The 18,986-nt window shown below is 44.4% G+C and carries 17 protein-coding genes; 10 read left to right on the forward strand and 7 right to left on the reverse strand.

Annotated elements, in window-relative coordinates; translation table 11 throughout:
- Positions 1–261: 261 nt before the first annotated feature.
- The 3 genes from ACFO4O_RS05770 to ACFO4O_RS05780 all read left to right on the forward strand — a co-directional run bounded on the left by ACFO4O_RS05770 (position 262) and on the right by ACFO4O_RS05780 (position 3,941).
- Positions 262–1,116, forward strand: a complete 855-nt coding sequence (locus tag ACFO4O_RS05770; RefSeq protein WP_382406400.1) for a MurR/RpiR family transcriptional regulator — start codon at positions 262–264, stop codon at positions 1,114–1,116.
- A gap of 12 nt (positions 1,117–1,128) precedes the next feature.
- Positions 1,129–2,565, forward strand: coding sequence for a pyruvate kinase (gene pyk / locus ACFO4O_RS05775; RefSeq protein WP_382406401.1), 1,437 nt, complete (start codon positions 1,129–1,131; stop codon positions 2,563–2,565).
- A 179-nt stretch (positions 2,566–2,744) separates the two neighbouring features.
- The gene (locus tag ACFO4O_RS05780) at positions 2,745–3,941 is read left to right on the forward strand and encodes a saccharopine dehydrogenase family protein (protein ID WP_382406403.1); all 1,197 of its coding nucleotides are present in this window, start codon (positions 2,745–2,747) and stop codon (positions 3,939–3,941) included.
- A gap of 110 nt (positions 3,942–4,051) precedes the next feature.
- On the opposite strand, the gene ACFO4O_RS05785 is transcribed toward ACFO4O_RS05780, so the two are convergent.
- Positions 4,052–4,603, reverse strand: coding sequence for an NAD(P)H nitroreductase (locus ACFO4O_RS05785; protein WP_382406405.1), 552 nt, complete (start codon positions 4,601–4,603; stop codon positions 4,052–4,054).
- 197 nt (positions 4,604–4,800) lie between these two features.
- Between ACFO4O_RS05785 and sppA the strand changes: the two genes are divergently transcribed.
- Positions 4,801–6,666: a signal peptide peptidase SppA gene (gene sppA, locus ACFO4O_RS05790; protein WP_382406407.1), complete on the forward strand. Its 1,866-nt coding sequence runs from the start codon at positions 4,801–4,803 to the stop codon at positions 6,664–6,666.
- A gap of 149 nt (positions 6,667–6,815) precedes the next feature.
- A complete protein-coding gene (locus ACFO4O_RS05795) occupies positions 6,816–7,307 on the forward strand; it encodes a SprT-like domain-containing protein (protein WP_382406409.1) in 492 nt (163 codons plus the stop codon).
- Here the strand turns inward: ACFO4O_RS05795 and yfbV are convergent.
- On the reverse strand, positions 7,304–7,750 hold the full coding sequence (gene yfbV, locus ACFO4O_RS05800; RefSeq protein ID WP_382408247.1) for a terminus macrodomain insulation protein YfbV: 447 nt from the start codon (positions 7,748–7,750) through the stop codon (positions 7,304–7,306). The genes ACFO4O_RS05795 and yfbV overlap by 4 nt on opposite strands.
- 223 nt (positions 7,751–7,973) lie before the next feature.
- Here yfbV and trxB point away from each other — a divergent pair, with 223 nt between their 5' ends.
- From trxB to ACFO4O_RS05815, 3 genes are read left to right on the forward strand one after another with little or no spacing between them, the layout of a single operon-like run.
- Positions 7,974–8,924: a thioredoxin-disulfide reductase gene (trxB, locus tag ACFO4O_RS05805; protein WP_382406411.1), complete on the forward strand. Its 951-nt coding sequence runs from the start codon at positions 7,974–7,976 to the stop codon at positions 8,922–8,924.
- Between the two features lie 5 nt (positions 8,925–8,929).
- Positions 8,930–9,664 (forward strand): leucyl/phenylalanyl-tRNA--protein transferase, encoded by a 735-nt coding sequence (gene aat, locus ACFO4O_RS05810; protein WP_382406413.1) that lies wholly within the window; start codon positions 8,930–8,932, stop codon positions 9,662–9,664.
- On the forward strand, positions 9,661–10,353 hold the full coding sequence (locus ACFO4O_RS05815) for an arginyltransferase (protein WP_382406415.1): 693 nt from the start codon (positions 9,661–9,663) through the stop codon (positions 10,351–10,353). The genes aat and ACFO4O_RS05815 overlap by 4 nt, the downstream gene beginning before the upstream one ends.
- A gap of 1 nt (position 10,354) precedes the next feature.
- Here the strand turns inward: ACFO4O_RS05815 and ACFO4O_RS05820 are convergent, their stop codons facing one another.
- A complete protein-coding gene (locus ACFO4O_RS05820; protein WP_382406417.1) occupies positions 10,355–10,891 on the reverse strand; it encodes a prepilin-type N-terminal cleavage/methylation domain-containing protein in 537 nt (178 codons plus the stop codon).
- Positions 10,892–11,176: 285 nt separating this feature from the next.
- Between ACFO4O_RS05820 and infA the strand changes: the two genes are divergently transcribed.
- Positions 11,177–11,395: a translation initiation factor IF-1 gene (gene infA, locus ACFO4O_RS05825; RefSeq protein ID WP_006010397.1), complete on the forward strand. Its 219-nt coding sequence runs from the start codon at positions 11,177–11,179 to the stop codon at positions 11,393–11,395.
- A gap of 130 nt (positions 11,396–11,525) precedes the next feature.
- Here infA and clpA read toward each other — a convergent pair whose 3' ends face one another.
- Both clpA and clpS read right to left on the reverse strand, forming a co-directional pair.
- Entirely contained in the window at positions 11,526–13,793 is a 2,268-nt protein-coding gene (clpA, locus tag ACFO4O_RS05830; protein WP_382406420.1) for an ATP-dependent Clp protease ATP-binding subunit ClpA, read from the reverse strand.
- A gap of 10 nt (positions 13,794–13,803) precedes the next feature.
- Complete coding sequence (gene clpS, locus ACFO4O_RS05835) at positions 13,804–14,127, reverse strand: ATP-dependent Clp protease adapter ClpS (protein ID WP_382406422.1); 324 nt, start codon at positions 14,125–14,127, stop codon at positions 13,804–13,806.
- A 254-nt stretch (positions 14,128–14,381) separates the two neighbouring features.
- Here clpS and cspD point away from each other — a divergent pair, with 254 nt between their 5' ends.
- Positions 14,382–14,603 carry a cold shock domain-containing protein CspD gene (gene cspD / locus ACFO4O_RS05840; protein WP_382406424.1) on the forward strand — a complete coding sequence of 74 codons (222 nt, stop codon included), beginning with the start codon at positions 14,382–14,384 and terminating at the stop codon, positions 14,601–14,603.
- Positions 14,604–14,767: 164 nt separating this feature from the next.
- On the opposite strand, the gene icd is transcribed toward cspD, so the two are convergent.
- Together icd and ACFO4O_RS05850 are read right to left on the reverse strand one after the other, a co-directional pair.
- The gene (icd, locus tag ACFO4O_RS05845; RefSeq protein ID WP_382406426.1) at positions 14,768–16,021 is read right to left on the reverse strand and encodes an NADP-dependent isocitrate dehydrogenase; all 1,254 of its coding nucleotides are present in this window, start codon (positions 16,019–16,021) and stop codon (positions 14,768–14,770) included.
- 397 nt (positions 16,022–16,418) lie between these two features.
- The gene (locus tag ACFO4O_RS05850) at positions 16,419–18,950 is read right to left on the reverse strand and encodes a putative bifunctional diguanylate cyclase/phosphodiesterase (RefSeq protein WP_382406428.1); all 2,532 of its coding nucleotides are present in this window, start codon (positions 18,948–18,950) and stop codon (positions 16,419–16,421) included.
- Positions 18,951–18,986: the final 36 nt, after the last annotated feature.

Raw genomic sequence — 18,986 nt, forward strand, 5'->3', positions numbered from 1 at the left:
GCTTGCAAAATCGACAAAGCCTACTACGCGGCTTATTTCACAAAACAAGACGGCAGTGTATATGGAATAAGCGACTCAGTGGTTATGTAGATTTAGCCATGCAGGTAAATGCAGGACTACACGCTTTGTTAAAAGTATGTTAGCCTAGCGCCATCCGGCTGTTTTTTGTCAAAAAGTTACAACAAAAATGACAAATTTAGTTTTTAACAGTAATATTGTTACAAAAATAACGCTGCATAAAAAGCGAGTACACAAGACATTATGAATATTCTTGAAAAAATATCGCAAGACATGATGGAATTTAGCAAGTCCGAGAAGAAAGTAGCGGAAGTTATTTTAGCCAACCCTCAGATAGCCATTCATTCGAGCATCGCCTCTCTGGCAAAAATGTCAAACGTAAGCGAACCTACCGTGAATCGCTTTTGTCGACGACTCGATACCAAAGGTTACCCAGACTTCAAACTACATCTTGCACAAAGCCTTGCCAACGGCACCCCTTATGTCAATCGTCATGTTGACGAGTTTGACGGCCCTACCGAGTATACCAATAAGATATTTGAATCCACTATGGCCTCTTTGGAGGTCGCTCGCCAATCGGTTGATGTGGCGATGGTTAATCGCGTGGTAGATTTATTAACACAAGCGCGTAAGATTTCGTTTTTCGGGCTCGGAGCGTCTGCATCTGTTGCCCACGACGCTGTGAATAAGTTTTTTCGCTTTAATGTGCCGGTCATCCATTTTGACGACATATTAATGCAGCGCATGAGCTGCATGAATAGTAGCGAAGGTGATGTGGTGATTTTTATTTCTCATACGGGACGTACAAAAAGTTTGGTTGATGTAGCTAATATCGCCCGAGAAAATGATGCGACCGTAGTGGGTATTACGTCCCCTGGCAGTCCTCTGTCGAAAGCCTGCAATTACGTCTTGTCATTATCGGTACCAGAAGATACTGACCTTTATATGCCAATGGCATCTAGAATCGCGCAACTAACTCTCATTGACGTATTGGCCACTGGCTTTACGCTTCGACGCGGCAATAAATTCCGCGAAAACTTAAAGCGCGTAAAAGACACTTTGCGCGGATCACGATTTACTCGAACTGAAAACACCTAAGGCAAGCAAACTATGTCACGTAGAACAAAAATATTAGCGACACTCGGCCCGGCGACAGACACAAGCGAAATGATAGAAGCCATCATTAAAGCGGGTGCCAATGTTGTGCGCATGAATTTTTCTCATGGTCAGGCCGATGACCATATTCAGCGCGCACAACGCGTACGTGCTGCAGCAAAAAAATTGAACACGCATGTTGCAATACTCGGTGATTTGCAAGGACCTAAAATTCGTGTGTCGCGCTTTAAACATGATTCGGTGATATTAAAACCTAATCAAGATTTTGTTTTAGATGCTGAACTTGGCAAATTCGACGGTGATGAGACGCAAGTCGGGATTGACTACAAGGCCCTCCCAGATGATGTTAGAAGCGGCGACATTCTGCTATTGGATGACGGACGCATACAGCTACGCGTAGAGCATGTTGAAGGCAGAAAAGTACACACTAAAGTCACCGTAGCGGGCAAACTGTCTAACAACAAGGGAATTAATCGCTTAGGCGGCGGCCTTTCAGCAGAAGCGCTTACTTCAAAAGACAAAGAAGACATTATTACCGCAGCGGCCATGGAAGTAGACTATCTTGCAGTAAGTTTCCCACGCTCAGGCGCTGACTTAGATTATGCTCGCAAACTCGCTGAAGAAGCGGGCTGCTTCGCGAAAATTTGCGCTAAAGTAGAACGCGCCGAAACAGTGGCCACCGACGAAGCAATAGACGACATTATTCAAGCATCAGACGCCGTCATGGTTGCCCGTGGCGATTTAGGCGTCGAAATTGGTGATGCTGAGCTTGTTGGGGTTCAGAAAAAACTAATCGCACGCTCAAGGCAGCTTAACCGAGTTGTAATTACCGCAACGCAAATGATGGAATCGATGATAGAAAGTCCGATGCCCACACGAGCAGAAGTCATGGACGTTGCAAACGCGGTGTTAGACGGAACTGACGCGGTCATGCTCTCGGCAGAAACAGCCGCCGGCGCCTATCCTGTAGAGACGGTGCAGGCGATGGCGAGAGTCTGTGAGGGCGCAGAAACCCACCCTAGCGTGAAAATATCCAAGCACCGCCTAGATGAGCACTTTGTAGATGTAACCGAAACCTTGGCGATGTCTGCGGTGTATGCCGCTAACCATCTTTCGACCATCAAGGCGATAGTCGGCCTGACAGAAAGCGGGACAACGCCTAAGCTAATGTCGCGTATTACCTCATCACTTCCTATCTACGCGATGTCTCGCCATGAGCGCACTCTGAATATGATGGCCCTTTACCGAGGCGTAGTGCCAGTGTACTTTGATTCTACGAAAAGCGCGCCGGGCGAAATGACCAAAGATGTGATGGAAGCCTTAAAAGCAAGTGGATTATTGAAAGAAGGCGACCAATTTATTTTAACCTACGGTGATAAAATGGAAACGGTCGGCGCCACTAACGCCTGTAAAGTCGTTACGGTAGCCTAGGCTTTTTTTAGGGCATTGTTTTTAGCCCCTCCCCATATCTTACACAAAGACCGCTTTTAAGCGGTCTTTGCATATCTGTTAATGACGCTCGTGAATGAAGGTTCAAAACAAAAATAAATGATACAAGCAAAGCTAAATCCGTATAGTTAATAACATTAATTAATTTGTTGGATTTATTTATGTCAGAACACCCTATCTCAGAAAAGTCGGCACAGTTTGACGTAGTTGTTTTTGGAGCAAGCGGCTTTACCGGTCGACTCGTTGCTGAATATTTACACACGCATTATGGAAGCGATAGCTCATTGTCTTGGGCGATGGCGGGCAGAAGCCTTGATAAACTCAAAAGCGTACGAGACGAAATGGGTATCGCTAGTGACATAGCACTCATTGTTGCTGACGGTGATGATGATAGCGCCCTTGAAGCGATGGCGGCTCAAGGCAAAGTCGTCTTGACCACGGTCGGGCCCTATCAACTATATGGCGAAAAGCTTCTTAAAGCCTGCGTGAAAACCGGTACCGGCTACGTGGACTTGTGTGGTGAGCCGGCTTGGATGCATCAAATGATCAACAAATATGCAGATGAAGCCAAATCCACTGGCGCTAAAATCGTATTCTCCTGTGGTTTTGATTCGGTACCCTTTGATTTAGGCGTGCATTTTCTGCAAACCCATGTGATGGCTCAAACCGCAAGCCCTCTTCAATATGTGAAAGGCAGGGTACGCAAGATGCAGGGAACTTTTTCTGGCGGAACCGCAGCGAGTTTAAAAGCAACACTGAAAGCAGCCTTTGCAGATGATGAGGTAATGAAGGTACTGCGTCATCCCTATAGTTTGGCAAATATGAACAAAGGTGTACAACAGCCCGATGGCGATAAACCACATTACGATGAATCGCTGCAGTCATGGGCAGCGCCTTTTATTATGGCAGCGATTAATACCAAAAATATTCATCGAACAAATATGCTGAATGGATATGCCTACGGCGAAGACTTTAAATATGACGAAATGCTGTTAACGGGCCCTGGTGAAAAGGGTGAAGCGATGGCAAATCATGTAGCAAATGATAAATCTCTGGGCAAAGATGGTGGGCCTAAACCCGGCGAAGGACCAAGCAAAGAAGAGCGTGAAAATGGTTTTTACGATATTTTGTTCGTTGGCGAACACAGCAACGGCAATATTTTTGCTGCTAGTGTGGCAGGTGACAAAGACCCAGGCTACGGTTCAACATCCAAAATGATCGCGCAATGTGCGCTGTGCTTGGCGCAAGATAGCGATTCCCTAGAAGGTGGTTTTTATACTCCCGCTAGCGCGTTTGCAACTAAGTTGATTGAACGATTGCAAGCTCATGCGGGCATGACATTCACCATTGAATCTTAAGCGCAATCGGTGCAAAAGCGTATCTAACAGCATGTATCAAATAGCTAAAGGCGACGTGCACTTTTAGCTATTTACCTTTTGACTCTGTAACGCTTAAGAGTGCGCAAGCTTTACTTCCAATAGCTAACAAAATCATCTACCGGTTTAGTGGCTTTCGGCATTGTTTTTAAAGGGCTGGTGCCTAAATACAAAAAACCAAGAATCTCATCTTCGACCTTGCAGTTAAATGCTTGCTTTACCGTTTCGTCTTGCGCGTAACTGCCGGTTCGCCAAATTCCTTGATAACCCTGGGCGACGGCGGCCATTTGCATCGCCTGCACAGCGCATGCAGTTGATGCTACCTGCTCTACCCAAGGCACTGAGTCGTGCTGCTGATGTTCACAAATCGCCACAATTACCATGGGGGCTCTAAGCGGTAACTGACGCGCACGGTCTACCGACGCCGCCTCTGCACCATTAACAATGGCCGCTTCTTCAAAAATCTCGCCTAGTTTTTCTAGACCATTACCTGTGCATACCACAAACCGCCACGGCGATAGGCTGCGATGGTCTGGCACTCTGAGCGCGCTCTGTAATATATTTTGTAGATGTTCGCCCTGTGGTGCGGGCGCTTGCAGTCTCGGTTGAGAACTACGATTTAGCAACAAATCTAATGCCTGCATGCTGAATCCTCGTATAGGTTACAAAGCTTATGCGTGTAGCCTAATTTGCTCCTGCTAAATACGCAAGTAGCAAAGCAATTAATTACATTAGGTACAAGGGTTAACACATTACGTTACAAACTATTACAAATTCGTTTTGATGTTATCTTCATTGGCATCGTACAATAACGATTAAGATATTAGAGGATAGAGTCGAAATGACAGAAAAAAGAAGTTGGACAAAAGCCATTTTTGTGGGCATATGGAACGCAATTACCTTTAGCCGCCGCTTAGTGCTAAACGTTATTTTTGTTGCCATTATAATCGCCATCATAGTCGCTGCTTCAAGCGGCGATTCAGACCAGTTAGTGATTTCTGATAACAGTGCGCTCATGCTCAACTTAAAAGGCAACTTGGTTATTGAAAAAACCTACGTGGACCCTGCAGAAGAGTTTATTCAGCAGGCTTTTGGTGAGCAGCCCGAGAATCCCGAAATTCTTGTTCGAGACCTTGTTAAAGCCATAGAAAATGCAGCTGAAGACAAACGAATAGGTGCTATTGTGCTCTCGCTCGACGGATTCGGTGGTGGCGGTTTAGACAAGCTAAAACGCGTTGGAGATGCACTGGCAGTGTTTAAAGCCTCTGGTAAGCCGGTTTATGCTTATGGAACCAGCTACAATCGTAATCAATACTATCTAGCGGCACACGCAGATTCAGTCTATGTTCATCCAATGGGCGGCATGCTACTCGAAGGATATGCCAGCTACGGTAACTATTTCGCCGAAGGCCTAGAAAAACTTAAAGCCTCTCCTCACATATTTAAAGTGGGCAAATACAAGTCTGCGGTTGAGCCATTTACACGTAACGATATGTCGCCTGAGGCAAAAGAAGCGAATCGTGCATGGTTAAGCGAACTATGGATGCAATATAAGAGCGAAGTAGCAACAACACGAGCTTTCGATACCAGCAATTTTGATGAAACATTTGACGTTGTATTGGCCAAATTTGCAGCAGTAGACGGCGACTCTGCCATGTACGCACTAGAAAACAGCTGGGTCGATGGTTTACGCACTCGTCAGGAGTTTCGTAGTGAGATGACGGCGCTTTTAGGCGAAGGCGAAGATGACAATCCGTATAATGCAATAAGTTACGATAACTACATAAATATCATTAATCCTCCGCTTCCTAGTGTCCCCTCTCAAAAAGATAAGGTAGCCATTGTCGTCGCGAAAGGAACGATTCTAGACGGTAAGCAAAAAGCCGGCACGATTGGCGGTGACAGCACCGCCGCCTTGCTTAGACAAGCAAGAGAAGACGACACGGTAAAGGCCGTTGTTTTGCAGGTGGATTCGCCAGGAGGCAGCGCGTTTGCCTCAGAGGTTATTCGTAATGAAGTCGAACTTATTAAGGAAGCAGGCAAACCCGTTGTGGCGTCAATGAGCACCTACGCAGCGTCAGGAGGATATTGGATATCTGCCAGCGCCGACCATATCATTGCCGAACCAAGCACCATCACAGGGTCTATTGGTATATTTGGTATGTTCATCACGTTTGAGAATACCTTTAACTATCTGGGTATTTATTCAGACGGAGTGGCAACCAATGAGCTTAACGGTATTGGTATTGACCGCGAACTCAGTGAGGGCTACAAAAAGCTCATTCAAATGGGTATTGAAAACGGCTACGACCAATTTATATCTTTGGTTGCCACCGAGCGAGGCATGAGCAAGGAAGCGACAAATGAAATTGCACAAGGCCGAGTGTGGATAGGCACCCAAGCGCTAGAGTTAGGATTGGTGGACGAATTAGGCGACATCAATACCGCTATTGCTAAGGCTGCAGAATTGGCCGAGCTAGAAGATTATGTTACTCGTTATGTAACACCTAAAATGTCGGCGCAAGAAATATTTTGGCAAAATTTCTTCAAAAACGCACAAGCGGTTTTCTCCGGCGTTAAGTTTGACCGCCCCACTCATCCACTGCTCAATACTGCAAAGGATATTGAAGCGGAGCTGAAAGCTTTTACCGAGCTAAACGATCCTATGTCTAGCTACGTACTATGCTTGGAATGCCAAGTAAAATAAGATGCACGATGTGTTGAGTGATATAAGAAAGCGCTTTTTAGCGCTTTCTTTTTTTACACGCTTTTCATTTTTAAATACTTGTATTCAACGCGCTTGTTCGACATGCTTGTTAGGTACAAATAATCTACATTTTCAAGCATACTCAATACATGATAAGTACTCTACAGACACTGGCCGATAGCACACTGCAAGAATGGATGCTTAAGCTGCACGATACCGCTTTTTCGGCTCAGCCACTGCCGAGTATTTTGCTTAATCAACGCGGGCGAATTGCCGGTGCTGCCCTGCTGCAAAAAAATATTATTAAACTTCATCCCAAACTCTTTGCGCAAAACCAAGCTTATTTCATCAGCGACGTTATTCCCCATGAGCTTGCCCACCTTGTGGTATTTAATCACTTCGGACGTGTACGACCGCACGGTCAACAGTGGCGTTACGTGATGGAGGAGATATTAGGCGTTGAAGCGAAAGTGACGCATAAGCTCGACGTAGAGCGAGCCGGCGTGAAGCTGTTTGATTATTATTGTGAATGCGGATTAATAAAGCTAAGTGCTACTCGACACAAACGCGTTCAAAGCCAAAAGCAGCGCTATATTTGCAGAAACTGTAAAAGCGCGCTCAAACCGCACGCCGCGCTCTAGAATAAGTTTTTAGTAAACGCTCGGTCGAGCTCTTTAAAGGCGGTACGCAATAGTTTTGCCAACTCCTTAAATTTAGGTTTGGGCGTGATGGCTTCAAGCGCACAGCCCTGTCTCTGCATCTTATTGTAGATATCGTGATACCACGCCAGCATGTGCGGCGGCAAAGGTTGATTAGCGCGATTACCTAGCCAAAAGAGCCCTTGTAGAGGAAGTGAGAAAAAGAAAATACCAACGCTCAGGGCTTGTGGTAAAAAATCCATTCCCAAATAATGCAGTTGCAAGGCAACTACCATGATAGCAATAGGCGGCATAACCTGAATGCCAAATTTAGTCGCCGAAATAATACGACATTCTGGAAACAAGCTGTATAACTGTTTTTCCATTGGCCAGATGCGCATGTATTCGCGGCCATCTTTTATGTAAGTGGGTATAAGATGTAACATATTGCTCACGCAAATCCTTCATCGAAACTACTCAAAGGATAACATAGATGCTACCCTTAGCAGCAATTAATACGAGGTAATAAAACACGCCTTATTGTACATTTTATACGCATTAAGTGGCGTTTTAGAGCAGTTTCTTGTTCTCGCGGTTGAAAACACCTTATTGAAAAGCTAAAACTCGCCCGCATATTTGCGACCATCTACACATTGTTCGGAGAAGTAAATGGCAACCACCAGACACGTGCCGCTTTTAATTTTGGGCTCGGGCCCAGCTGGCTATAGCGCGGCAGTATATGCTGCTAGAGCAAACTTAAACCCTGTATTGTTAACCGGTATTCAGCAAGGTGGACAACTAACCACAACCACTGAGGTTGAAAACTGGCCGGGCGACCCAGACGACCTAACCGGTCCTGATTTAATGGTAAGAATGCAAAAGCATGCCGAAAAATTTAATACAGAAATCATTTTTGATCATATTAATGAAACTGACTTTAGTGAGCGTCCCTTTACGCTCAAGGGCGATCAAGGCACCTATACTTGCGATGCCTTAATTATCGCCACTGGCGCATCGGCTAAATACTTAGGGCTTGAAAGCGAATCGAACTTTATGGGCAAAGGTGTCAGTGCTTGTGCTACATGCGACGGCTTCTTTTACAGAAACCAAAAGGTGGCTGTTATAGGTGGCGGCAACACAGCGGTAGAAGAGGCGTTATACTTATCAAATATCGCATCAGAGGTACACGTGGTGCATCGCCGTGATAGCTTTAGAAGCGAAAAAATATTGGCCGACCGCTTAATGGAAAAAGCCAAAAATGGCAACGTGACCTTGCATTTAAACAAAACCCTCGAAGAAGTAGTGGGTGACGATATGGGCGTTACGGGCATTAATATTAAAGACACCCAAACCGGCGAAGTCAGCACGCAAGATGTGATGGGCGTGTTTGTTGCAATTGGTCATAGTCCTAACACCGATATTTTCAAGGGCCAGCTTGAAATGAAAGACGGCTATATTGTTGTTAACAGTGGCCTCCACGGCAACGCTACCCAGACCAGCGTACCGGGCGTTTTTGCTGCTGGCGATGTAAGCGACCATGTGTACCGCCAAGCAATTACCTCTGCAGGCACCGGATGCATGGCCGCACTAGACGCTGAAAAGTATTTAGACGCTCTGTAACCTATATGCTGGAGCTTTTTAGGCTAGACCATCGGCTGCAGTTTCCTGCGGTCGATTTGGCCTTGAGCGAGCCGAATGGTCTGTTGGCGTTTGGTGGTGATCTTAATCCTCAGCGTTTACTGCAGGCCTACCGTCAGGGCATTTTCCCATGGTTTGGTGAAGGCGAGCCTCTGTTGTGGTGGTCTCCCGACCCGCGCGGTGTGATTATGCTTGATGATTTTTCTCCTTCCAAAAGCCTAAAAAAAAGCATCCGAAAATTTGCCTATAGCGCCAGCATGAATAAATGTTTCGAAGAGGTCATTTCGCTGTGCAGTAAAGTGCCGCGGCGCACCATCAAGCATGATGACGAAGAGCATGCCAATACCACATGGATCACCGACGAAATGATTGATGCCTACACCGAACTTCACCATTTAGGGTGGGCACATTCGGTTGAAATTTGGGACAAAGAGCAAAAATTAGTTGGCGGCCTCTACGGAATTGCAATAAACGGAGGGTTTTGTGGAGAATCGATGTTTCATCTTCGTACAGATGCGAGCAAAGCGGCCTTTTTTGCTCTCGCACAGCATATGCGCAAACACGGTATGGATTTTATCGATTGCCAAATGGTCAACCCACACCTCGCTAGCCTCGGCTGTACCGAGCTTCCTAGAAAAGACTTTATGCAAATGTGGCAAAACGCCTGCTCGCAAGCGGTTGAGGAACATTGTTGGCATCGTCAGGACTTAGCCCTGACATGACTAAGTTTGGCGTTACTCAAGCATTCTCATGCAACTATCTGCCTAACGAACAAGAACAACTGCTTGTTTGCATGGCCGCAAGCGATGAGCTCGCTGGCCTATATGGGCAGTTAATGCATGCTGGATTTAGGCGCAGCGGCGAACAGCTCTATCGACCCCATTGCCCTAACTGCAACAAATGCCACTCGGTACGTGTGTGCACGCATGAATTTTCAGCGTCAAAAAGCCAAAAACGCGTGCTGGCCAAAAACGCAGACTTGTCAATCAAGGCAACGCATCAAGAGCGTGATGACCATTACCCTCTATACGCCAAATACATCGAGGCTTTTCATGCCGATGGCAGCATGTACCCGCCAAGTTATAGTCAGTATCGTAACTTTATCCGGTGCCAGTGGCATCAACCTTTGTTTTTAGAGGCAAGGAGTGAAGATGGTGAGCTATTAGCCCTAGCGGTAACCGACCGAGTGAGCGATGGACTATCTGCACTTTATACTTATTACCGACCAGACCAAACAAAGCGCTCGTTAGGTAAATTTATGATTATGCAGCAAATTGCCCATGCGTCGTTAATTGGATTGCCGTATTTGTATCTTGGTTATCAAATCGATGAATGCAAAAAAATGAACTACAAAACGAGTTTTCATCCTTATCAGCGCCTTATGAACGATACTTGGCATCACTTCGATTAAGTTAACAGGTGTTTGTAACAATCGCTATTGTGCAGTCTGGTGAGGATTGTGAATCATAAAGTACAAAGCAGCCTTGGCTCGTACTAAAGCCAGATGCAGGTAACTCAAAGCCAAGTGCTGTATAACGGTTATCGACCCTCACCTGTATTTTATCTCCCGAAATGTCAATAAAATCAAGTAAGCGAAGTCGGTCACTGTTCTCAGCGATACTTTCGGGGCATAGGTTTCTAAAATCCACTTCCGCTGAACCGAAGCCAAAATCGACCACAAATTCCGGCTGTAGATTCCCCGACGGGCCCGCAGGATTAGTGGTCACTGGACGCAGACCACTTACGCGGGCTTTATTTCGCGCTAACGATACCGTTGCCTCTATTTGCGACGCAATACCTTTGATGCTGGCAACTTTTGCATCACTTGAAATATCTATAAATCGGGGCACAGCAAAAATCGACAGTATGCCGATAATTACAATCACAACAATGAGCTCCACCAGCGTGAAGCCGCGCGCGCTCAATTTGTTCACTTTTGCTGTATTCATTATATCCATACAAAAATACACATCGCCATTCTTATTCACCATTCTTAATCACAATATATTCCGGCAGAACAGATATACATTGTTATCGTCACGGATAGCCCTCAACTAAAGTATAGAGTGCTAATTAAGGCGATTTTAAATTAAATATACCTATTTATACCTTAACACTGCAAAAATTGAGCCTTAAAGCACGTAATTGTTAGGAAATACTTTACTATTAGAGCGTTTTTAGTTACTGTTCGCGCGGCAAAATTTAATCAATCACACTTGGGGTAACTGCTGTAAATGGCAAAAGAAGACTGCATCGAAATGGAAGGCACCGTGTTAGACACGCTTCCGAATACCATGTTTAGAGTTGAGCTAGAAAATGGTCACGTTGTGACAGCTCACATCTCTGGAAAAATGCGCAAAAACTATATTCGTATACTCACCGGTGACAAGGTCACTGTTGAAATGACGCCTTACGATTTAAGCAAAGGCCGTATTATATACCGCGCCCGATAGGCGAGCAGCGTCGTTCCGATTATAGGAATAAAGGCGTTCAACAAAACAAAAAACCCGCATAAAGCGGGTTTTCTCATTTTGGCGTTCTCTTTGTGAACCATTTCGGTGGCAGCGTGAGAACGCCCTATTGCTAAGCTTCGCTTTTTTGCGCCTCTATGCTGATGTATTTGAACGCAAGCTTTTCATTTCGTAAGCCTACTTTCACCTCACCACCCTTACTCAATTGACCGAATAAGAGCTCAGACGCTAACTCGCGCTTCAGTTGATCTTGAATTACGCGCGCCATTGGTCTGGCACCCATAGATTTATCGTAGCCCTGCTCTGCCAACCATGCCCGGGCCTTTTCACTGACCTCTAGCGACACGCCTTTAGCGTCTAGCTGAGCCTGCAGTTCAATAATAAACTTATCGACAACCTGCAATATGACCTCTCGGTCAAGGTGATTAAACCATACAATACTGTCTAGCCTATTTCTAAATTCAGGCGTAAAGGTTCGGTTTATCTCGCTCATCGCATCGTGGCTATGGTCTTGTTGCTTAAAGCCAATCGACTTTTTAACGGTGGCCTGAACACCAGCGTTAGTTGTCATGACCAACACCACATTTCTAAAGTCAACTTTTCGTCCGTTGTTGTCGGTGAGTGTTCCGTGGTCCATCACTTGCAGCAGGATGTTGTATATATCGCTGTGCGCTTTTTCTATCTCATCGAGCAAAACTACCGAATAAGGATGCTTTATGACTGCGTCGGTTAATAAACCGCCTTGATCAAAACCCACATATCCTGGTGGTGCTCCAATTAGACGACTGACTGCATGGCGCTCCATGTATTCCGACATATCAAAGCGCACAAGCTCAACACCCATAATTTTAGCTAACTGCTGGGTAACTTCAGTTTTACCTACACCTGTTGGGCCGGCAAAGAGAAAATTACCAATAGGTTTTGTTTCGTTACCTAAGCCTGAGCGTGATAACTGGATTGCATCAGACAGCGTCTCAATGGCCTTGTCTTGACCAAACACCACCATCTTAAGGTTGCGACCAAGATTCTTAAGAACGTCTTTGTCAGAGGCTGATACTGACTTTTCTGGGATACGCGCAATCTTAGAAATAATGTGTTCAATGTCCGCAACATTAATCGTTTTCTTGCGCTTTGAAGCAGGTAACAAACGCTGGCTAGCGCCCGCTTCATCCATCACATCAATCGCTTTGTCAGGCAAATGACGCTCGTTTATGTATTTGGCCGAAAGCTCGGCTGCAGCCTGCAAAGCCTTATTGGTAAATTTCACGCTGTGATGCTCTTCATAACGCGACTTTAATCCAATCAATATCTTGGTAGTATCTGACACGCTCGGCTCTAGCACATCTACTTTTTGGAAACGTCGAGCTAATGCTCGGTCTTTCTCAAAAATACCCTGATATTCTTGATATGTTGTGGAGCCAACGCAGCGTAGTTCACCGCTGCTGAGTTTAGGCTTCAACAGGTTTGATGCGTCCATCACGCCGCCTGACGCTGCTCCAGCACCAATGATCGTATGAATTTCATCAATAAACAAAATCGCATTTGTGTCTTTTGTCAGCTCTTTCAAAATGCCCTTCAGACGCTTCTCAAAGTCTCCGCGATATTTAGTGCCTGCCAACAATGCACCCAAATCGAGCGAGTAAATGGTGCTATCTGCTATCACATCTGGCACATCTTCGTTAACAATACGGTACGCGAGGCCTTCAGCGATTGCCGTTTTACCTACTCCTGCCTCACCAACCAGCAGAGGATTGTTTTTTCGTCTACGACACAAGATTTGAATTGAACGTTCAACTTCGCTGTCACGCCCAATAAGCGGATCGATTTTGCCCTCTTTTGCGGCAACATTTAGATTACTTGCATACTTAGAAAGCATGGATTGGTTTTCTTCACCCTCACCGCCCTCTTCGTTTACTTCTTCTGAATGCGAATCTTCGTCGTCTGCTTTACTTACCCCATGCGAGATGAAATTCACTACGTCTAAGCGAGTGACATCCGATTTTTTAAGGATATATACGGCCTGCGATTCTTGTTCACTGAAAATAGCCACCAGCACATTTGCACCGCTTACCTCTCCTTTACCCGAAGATTGAACATGAAACACCGCACGCTGCAACACGCGCTGAAATCCTAAGGTAGGCTGAGTTTCTCTGTCTGCACTGTCGTCCTCACCAATTAACGGCGTGGTTTCGTTAACAAACTCAGTAAGTTCGCTGCGCAGCGTATCTACTTTTGCCCCACAGGCTTTAAGTGCTTCATTCGCAGCCGGGTTGTCGAGCAACATCAATAGCAAATGCTCAACGGTCATAAATTCGTGACGATTTTGACGCGCATAAACAAAGGCCTCGTTTAAGGTCTGTTCTAAATCTTTATTTAGCATGATTTCCCCTTTATTGCGCTGGTTCCATAGTACACATCAACGGGTGTTGATGTTTACGAGAATATTGGTTTACCTGCATTACTTTTGTCTCTGCTATCTCTGCAGTATATATGCCACAAACTGCTTTACCGTGATAATGGACGGTCAGCATTAGTTGGTTGGCTTTTTCAGAATCCATCGCAAAAAACTTTGTTAATACCTCAATCACAAAATCCATGGGCGTGTAATCATCGTTGTTTAACATGACTTTATACATGGGAGGTGGTTGTGTTTTTTGCTTTTGGAGCTCTATTAGTTTTTCGCCGTCTATGCTCACTATATTATCTTTACTCATTGTCTCTTATGATTACTATAATGTGGGTTTAGTTTCGCGCAAGTGTTCTTTTAACAAATATAAGCCTAAAAGCGTGGGTATAAAACTTGACAAAATCAAGTCAAAACCCCTACAGTTAGATGGCAGACGCGAGAAACCTTTACATCGCGTCGTATCAGTCGTCACTGTTAAGAATGGTTTGTGCATTACTTCGTAGTAAATATAGTGGAGACGAGATCAAAAGTTTTCAAGGATTACAAATAGGAAGTTGTACAATGGCACTGGGTAAAGTGAAATGGTTCAATAATGCAAAAGGCTTCGGCTTCATCGTTCCTGAAGACGGTGGTGACGATATATTCGCGCATTATTCCACGATACAAATGGATGGTTATCGCTCATTGAAAGCAGGTCAGGCGGTGAAGTTTGACATTGAGCAGGGTCCTAAGGGACTGCATGCTGAAAACATTGATTTTGCTGACGAAGAGCCCAACCGATAGTACTTAGGTACGGATATCGACGGAATCAATAACCACAAAATTTGTTCAAAAAAAGCAGGCTAAGCCTGCTTTTTTATTGCCTAAACTTTATTGTTATAACAAACAATAAAACGGCCTATCGCAATGATATTCACTTTAGCGATAAGCCGAGACGATAGTTAATCCTACATATTTTTGACTAGCGCTTTACCAAAGTCAGAACAGCTCAACAACGTAGCGTCATCCATTAGGCGCTCAAAGTCGTAGGTCACTGTTTTGGCCTTAATCGCCCCTTCCATACCTTTTACGATAAGGTCAGCGGCTTCTACCCAGCCCAAATGACGAAGCATCATTTCAGCAGATAAAATAACAGAGCCTGGATTTACTTTATCTTGACCCGCGTATTTAGGAGCTGTTCCGTGAGTCGCTTCAAAAATCGCGACGCCGTCACCTAAATTTGCACCTGGCGCAATACCAATGCCGCCAACCTGTGCCGCAAGTGCGTCAGATACGTAATCTCCGTTTAGATTCATCGTAGCAATCACGTCGTATTCAGCAGGACGCAACAGAATTTGCTGCAAGAATGCATCGGCAATCACGTCTTTTACAATGATCTCTTTGCCCGTGTTAGGGTTTTTAAATGAACACCATGGACCACCATCTATCAACTCAGCACCAAACTCTTCGCGAGCAACCTGATAACCCCAGTCTTTAAACGCACCCTCTGTGAACTTCATAATGTTGCCTTTATGTACCAAGGTCATGGAGTCACGGTCATTGTCGATACAATATTGCAGCGCCGCTTTTACCAGACGGGTGGTACCGGCTTTTGAGGTGGGCTTAATACCGATACCGCAATCGGTATCGAAACGAATTTTAGTCGCGCCCATTTCGTCTTTTAAGAAATTAATCACCTTAGTCGCTTCTGGCGTGCCTGCTTGATATTCGATACCGGCATAAATATCTTCTGAGTTTTCTCGGAAAATAACCATATCGGTTAATTCTGGCTGTTTTAGTGGACTAGGTGTACCTGCGTAGTAACGCACCGGACGCAAGCATACATACAAGTCAAGTTCTTGACGAAGTGCCACATTTAACGAGCGGATCCCGCCTCCTACTGGCGTAGTTAGAGGGCCTTTAATCGCCACTTTGTATTCTTTCACAAGGTCCAAGGTTTCTTGCGGAAGCCATACTTCGCTACCGTATACTTGGGTAGATTTTTCACCCGCGTAGACTTCCATCCACTCAATTTTTTTGTCGCCACCGTAGGCTTTCTCTACTGCAGCGTTTACCACATCAATCATGACAGGGGAAACATCTACACCAATGCCATCACCCTCGATATATGGAATAACGGGATTATTCGGAACGACTAACGCGCCATTGGCATCGAGTTGAATTTGTTCACCTTGCTCAGGTTTAACTACCTTACTTGTCATGTATTTGCTCCTGTTTTACTTAACTATCAAAACCGTTGGCTCTGACTCTATTTTGAAACTGGGACGGTGATGACAGCGTACCCTGCAAAAATCTGTTATGTTTTGCAGGGAGATAAATACTCTTGCGCCCGTTAAACTGAGCAATATTTAAGCACTAATCATCACTATAACCCATGGATAATAACGAACTTTTGCATTTGTTCAAAATTATCTCAGGATTAAAGGCTCAAATTCACTGTAATTCTTTGGTCTTATGCGCCTCTTTTGTCGAATAATAGCGGGCCGCCAAATGCTGACTTCTTCGCGGGACTTGCGCTTATAAGCGGTAATAAGCGTCGTTGAATGCCCGCAAAGCGTCGATTTAAATATCAATTCATGAGGTTCTGTTCGAACAAGTCTAAGAGGCGATGTACTTGAGTAAGTCGTCTGCCTTTAGTGGATGACAAAAGTAATATCCTTGAAAGAGGTCGCAACCAAGTTTTTGAAGTGCCTTCACCTGAGCTTCTTCTTCGACTCCTTCTGCTATAGTACTGAGCTGCATGTTCTGCGCTAAGGATATTATCGACTTTAAAATACTCAAACCATCTTTAGTGTGACAATCGTTGACGAAGGAACGGTCTATTTTAAGTTCGTCTATGGGCAGTTCACGCAAATGTGAAAGTGATGAATAACCCGTCCCAAAATCATCTAAAGAAATCGTAAAACCAAGCAGGCGCAATCGTTTCATAGTTAGCTTACTGCGCTGCAAGTTTTTCATTAAATCTGATTCGGTGAGTTCAATGTCAATAGACCTTGGTGACACGCAATAACGTGCAAGTACCTCAAGCACGCTATCAACAAAACTGTCATTATCAAATTGTTTAGCGCTCACATTTATGCCGACTCTACCCGTTGGCATGGTCGTATTGAGCGTCCATTCGTTTATATGCGCACACACTTGCTCAAAACACCATAGTCCATGTTTTTGAATGAGCCCTGTGGCTTCGGCAACTTGTATAAACTCAATTGGCGGGATAAAACCAAGCTCAGGATGCTGCCAGCGGCATAAAGACTCTACGCCTACTAGATCACCGTTTGAAGAGACTTTTGGCTGAAAGGCCAAATACATTTCGTTGGCTTTATTGTTGCCAGCAAGTAACTCGCTTAAATGGCGTTCAATCATTTTCTGTCTGTTTAAACGCATCGCCATGTCGGCATCAAAGGTCATTAATTTATTTTTGCCGGACAGTTTTGCTTGCGATAATGCAAACTCGGCGCATCGCATTACATCCATGCCCTCAGGCACTTGGTGAGGATAAATAACAGACCCACCACTAACGGTGATGAAAATTTCGGTATTACTTATCACGTAAGGTTTTTGCAAAAGTTGACTTAAATCTTGCCAATGTCGGTTCAGGATGTCGCTAAAGTCAGTGTCGAGTTTTTTAAGCACTAAGGTAAACTCATCCCCTGCCGTTCGAGCGATATACACGTTTTCGCTAGCGTAACTAATAAGGCGCTGCGCCATTTCTTTTAATACACGCTCAGCATTTTCAAAGCCGTACACTCTGTTAACATCAGAAAAATTATCGATATCGAATTTAAGCACAATACAACTTAAGCTGTGCCTTGTTAAATCATCAGCGCATTGTTTAAGCACGGTGTAAGTGCTGATTAAATTCGGTAGTTTGGTGCGAATATCGATGTAAGCCGTTTCTTTCAATTCATTTAACAACAGTTCTTGACTGTATTCAGATGCTAATCGTGAGGCGCACACGTTAACCACGTTTATAAAGCTTTGCTCTGGTATTGAGGGTTTGTCAAAGTAAAGCGACAATACGCCAATTGCCTCTTTGGCTTGATTAAACATAGGAACGCTTATCATGGCTTGTGCTTTTATGTTTTGATAGAACTCGTTTTCAGGATAGTCTTGGCGTAAATTTTCGGTAATTAAATGAAATTTAGTAGGATCTTGAAAGTCTTTTGGAATAGCGTCTATTTCAATGGAAAAGTTCTCGATGATATTTTGTTTATGTACCAATATGTTGCTTTTTACATGTGTTTCTTTCTTAGATTGGTCATGGACTAGAATTAAACAGGTTGTGGCAGCACTCTCTTTTTGCAAGGTTTTGCAAACGTGTTTCATAAAATCCGCGAAGTTATCTTGGTTATTTTCGCCATTAAGAGTCACTAAGATTTTCTCAAGCGCTTCATTTTGATAAATCAGTTGTTCAAAATCATTCGCCGTTTTTAACAAAAACTGAGATAGCGTTAAGCAGCATAAAATGTTTAATAAAGTGAAAGGAAGTGCGCCAAGGTACACAAGATTTAACATGCCCTTGTCGCTGAAGGCAGACAATATCGACACAACAACCTGTAGGAACAAGGCCAAGAAAAGTGTATAAAAAACAACTGACTCTATGTTCTTGCGTTGTGTAAAAAGCCAAGTAAAACCACTTATTAGCGCCAATGCAAAATAAACAAAAAGTAAAAATGAAAAATGGTTACTAGGACCGGCTAAGCGGTGTAATGTCTCCCCCTTAAACATCGAGAAAGCCACCAATGTCGGTTTAACATCAGTAGCGAAACGCAGGCTGTTATCAAGAGAAAGGTTCAATACTATTAGCACCGCTGAAATGGCAGCAAAACTGATAATATAGCGCTTCAAATGCTTTGTATGGCACCAAGTACCATATACCGCCATGACCGGCGGAATAGCTATCAATAAGAGCGTTGTTTGGATTTTAACCCAGAAAAGTGCGCGCGTGACATCACTTGATAAGTGGTACTGCCAAATCGCATATTGAAAGGCGATAATGATTAAGCAACAGCCAATAATTAACTCAAACAGGCGAGCATGTTCTTTCGTTCTCGAAAAGCTGAGGACTATTGCGCACATCAAATTCATGCCTATTGATGTCACAAAAAAAAGTGCCGTGAAGTCGTTCATGTTAATATGGTGCCAATTCAGAAGTTCTTACCGTTA

Origin of the sequence: Glaciecola siphonariae, assembly GCF_042652645.1 — a bacterium.
Taxonomy (GTDB): domain Bacteria; phylum Pseudomonadota; class Gammaproteobacteria; order Enterobacterales; family Alteromonadaceae; genus Glaciecola; species Glaciecola siphonariae.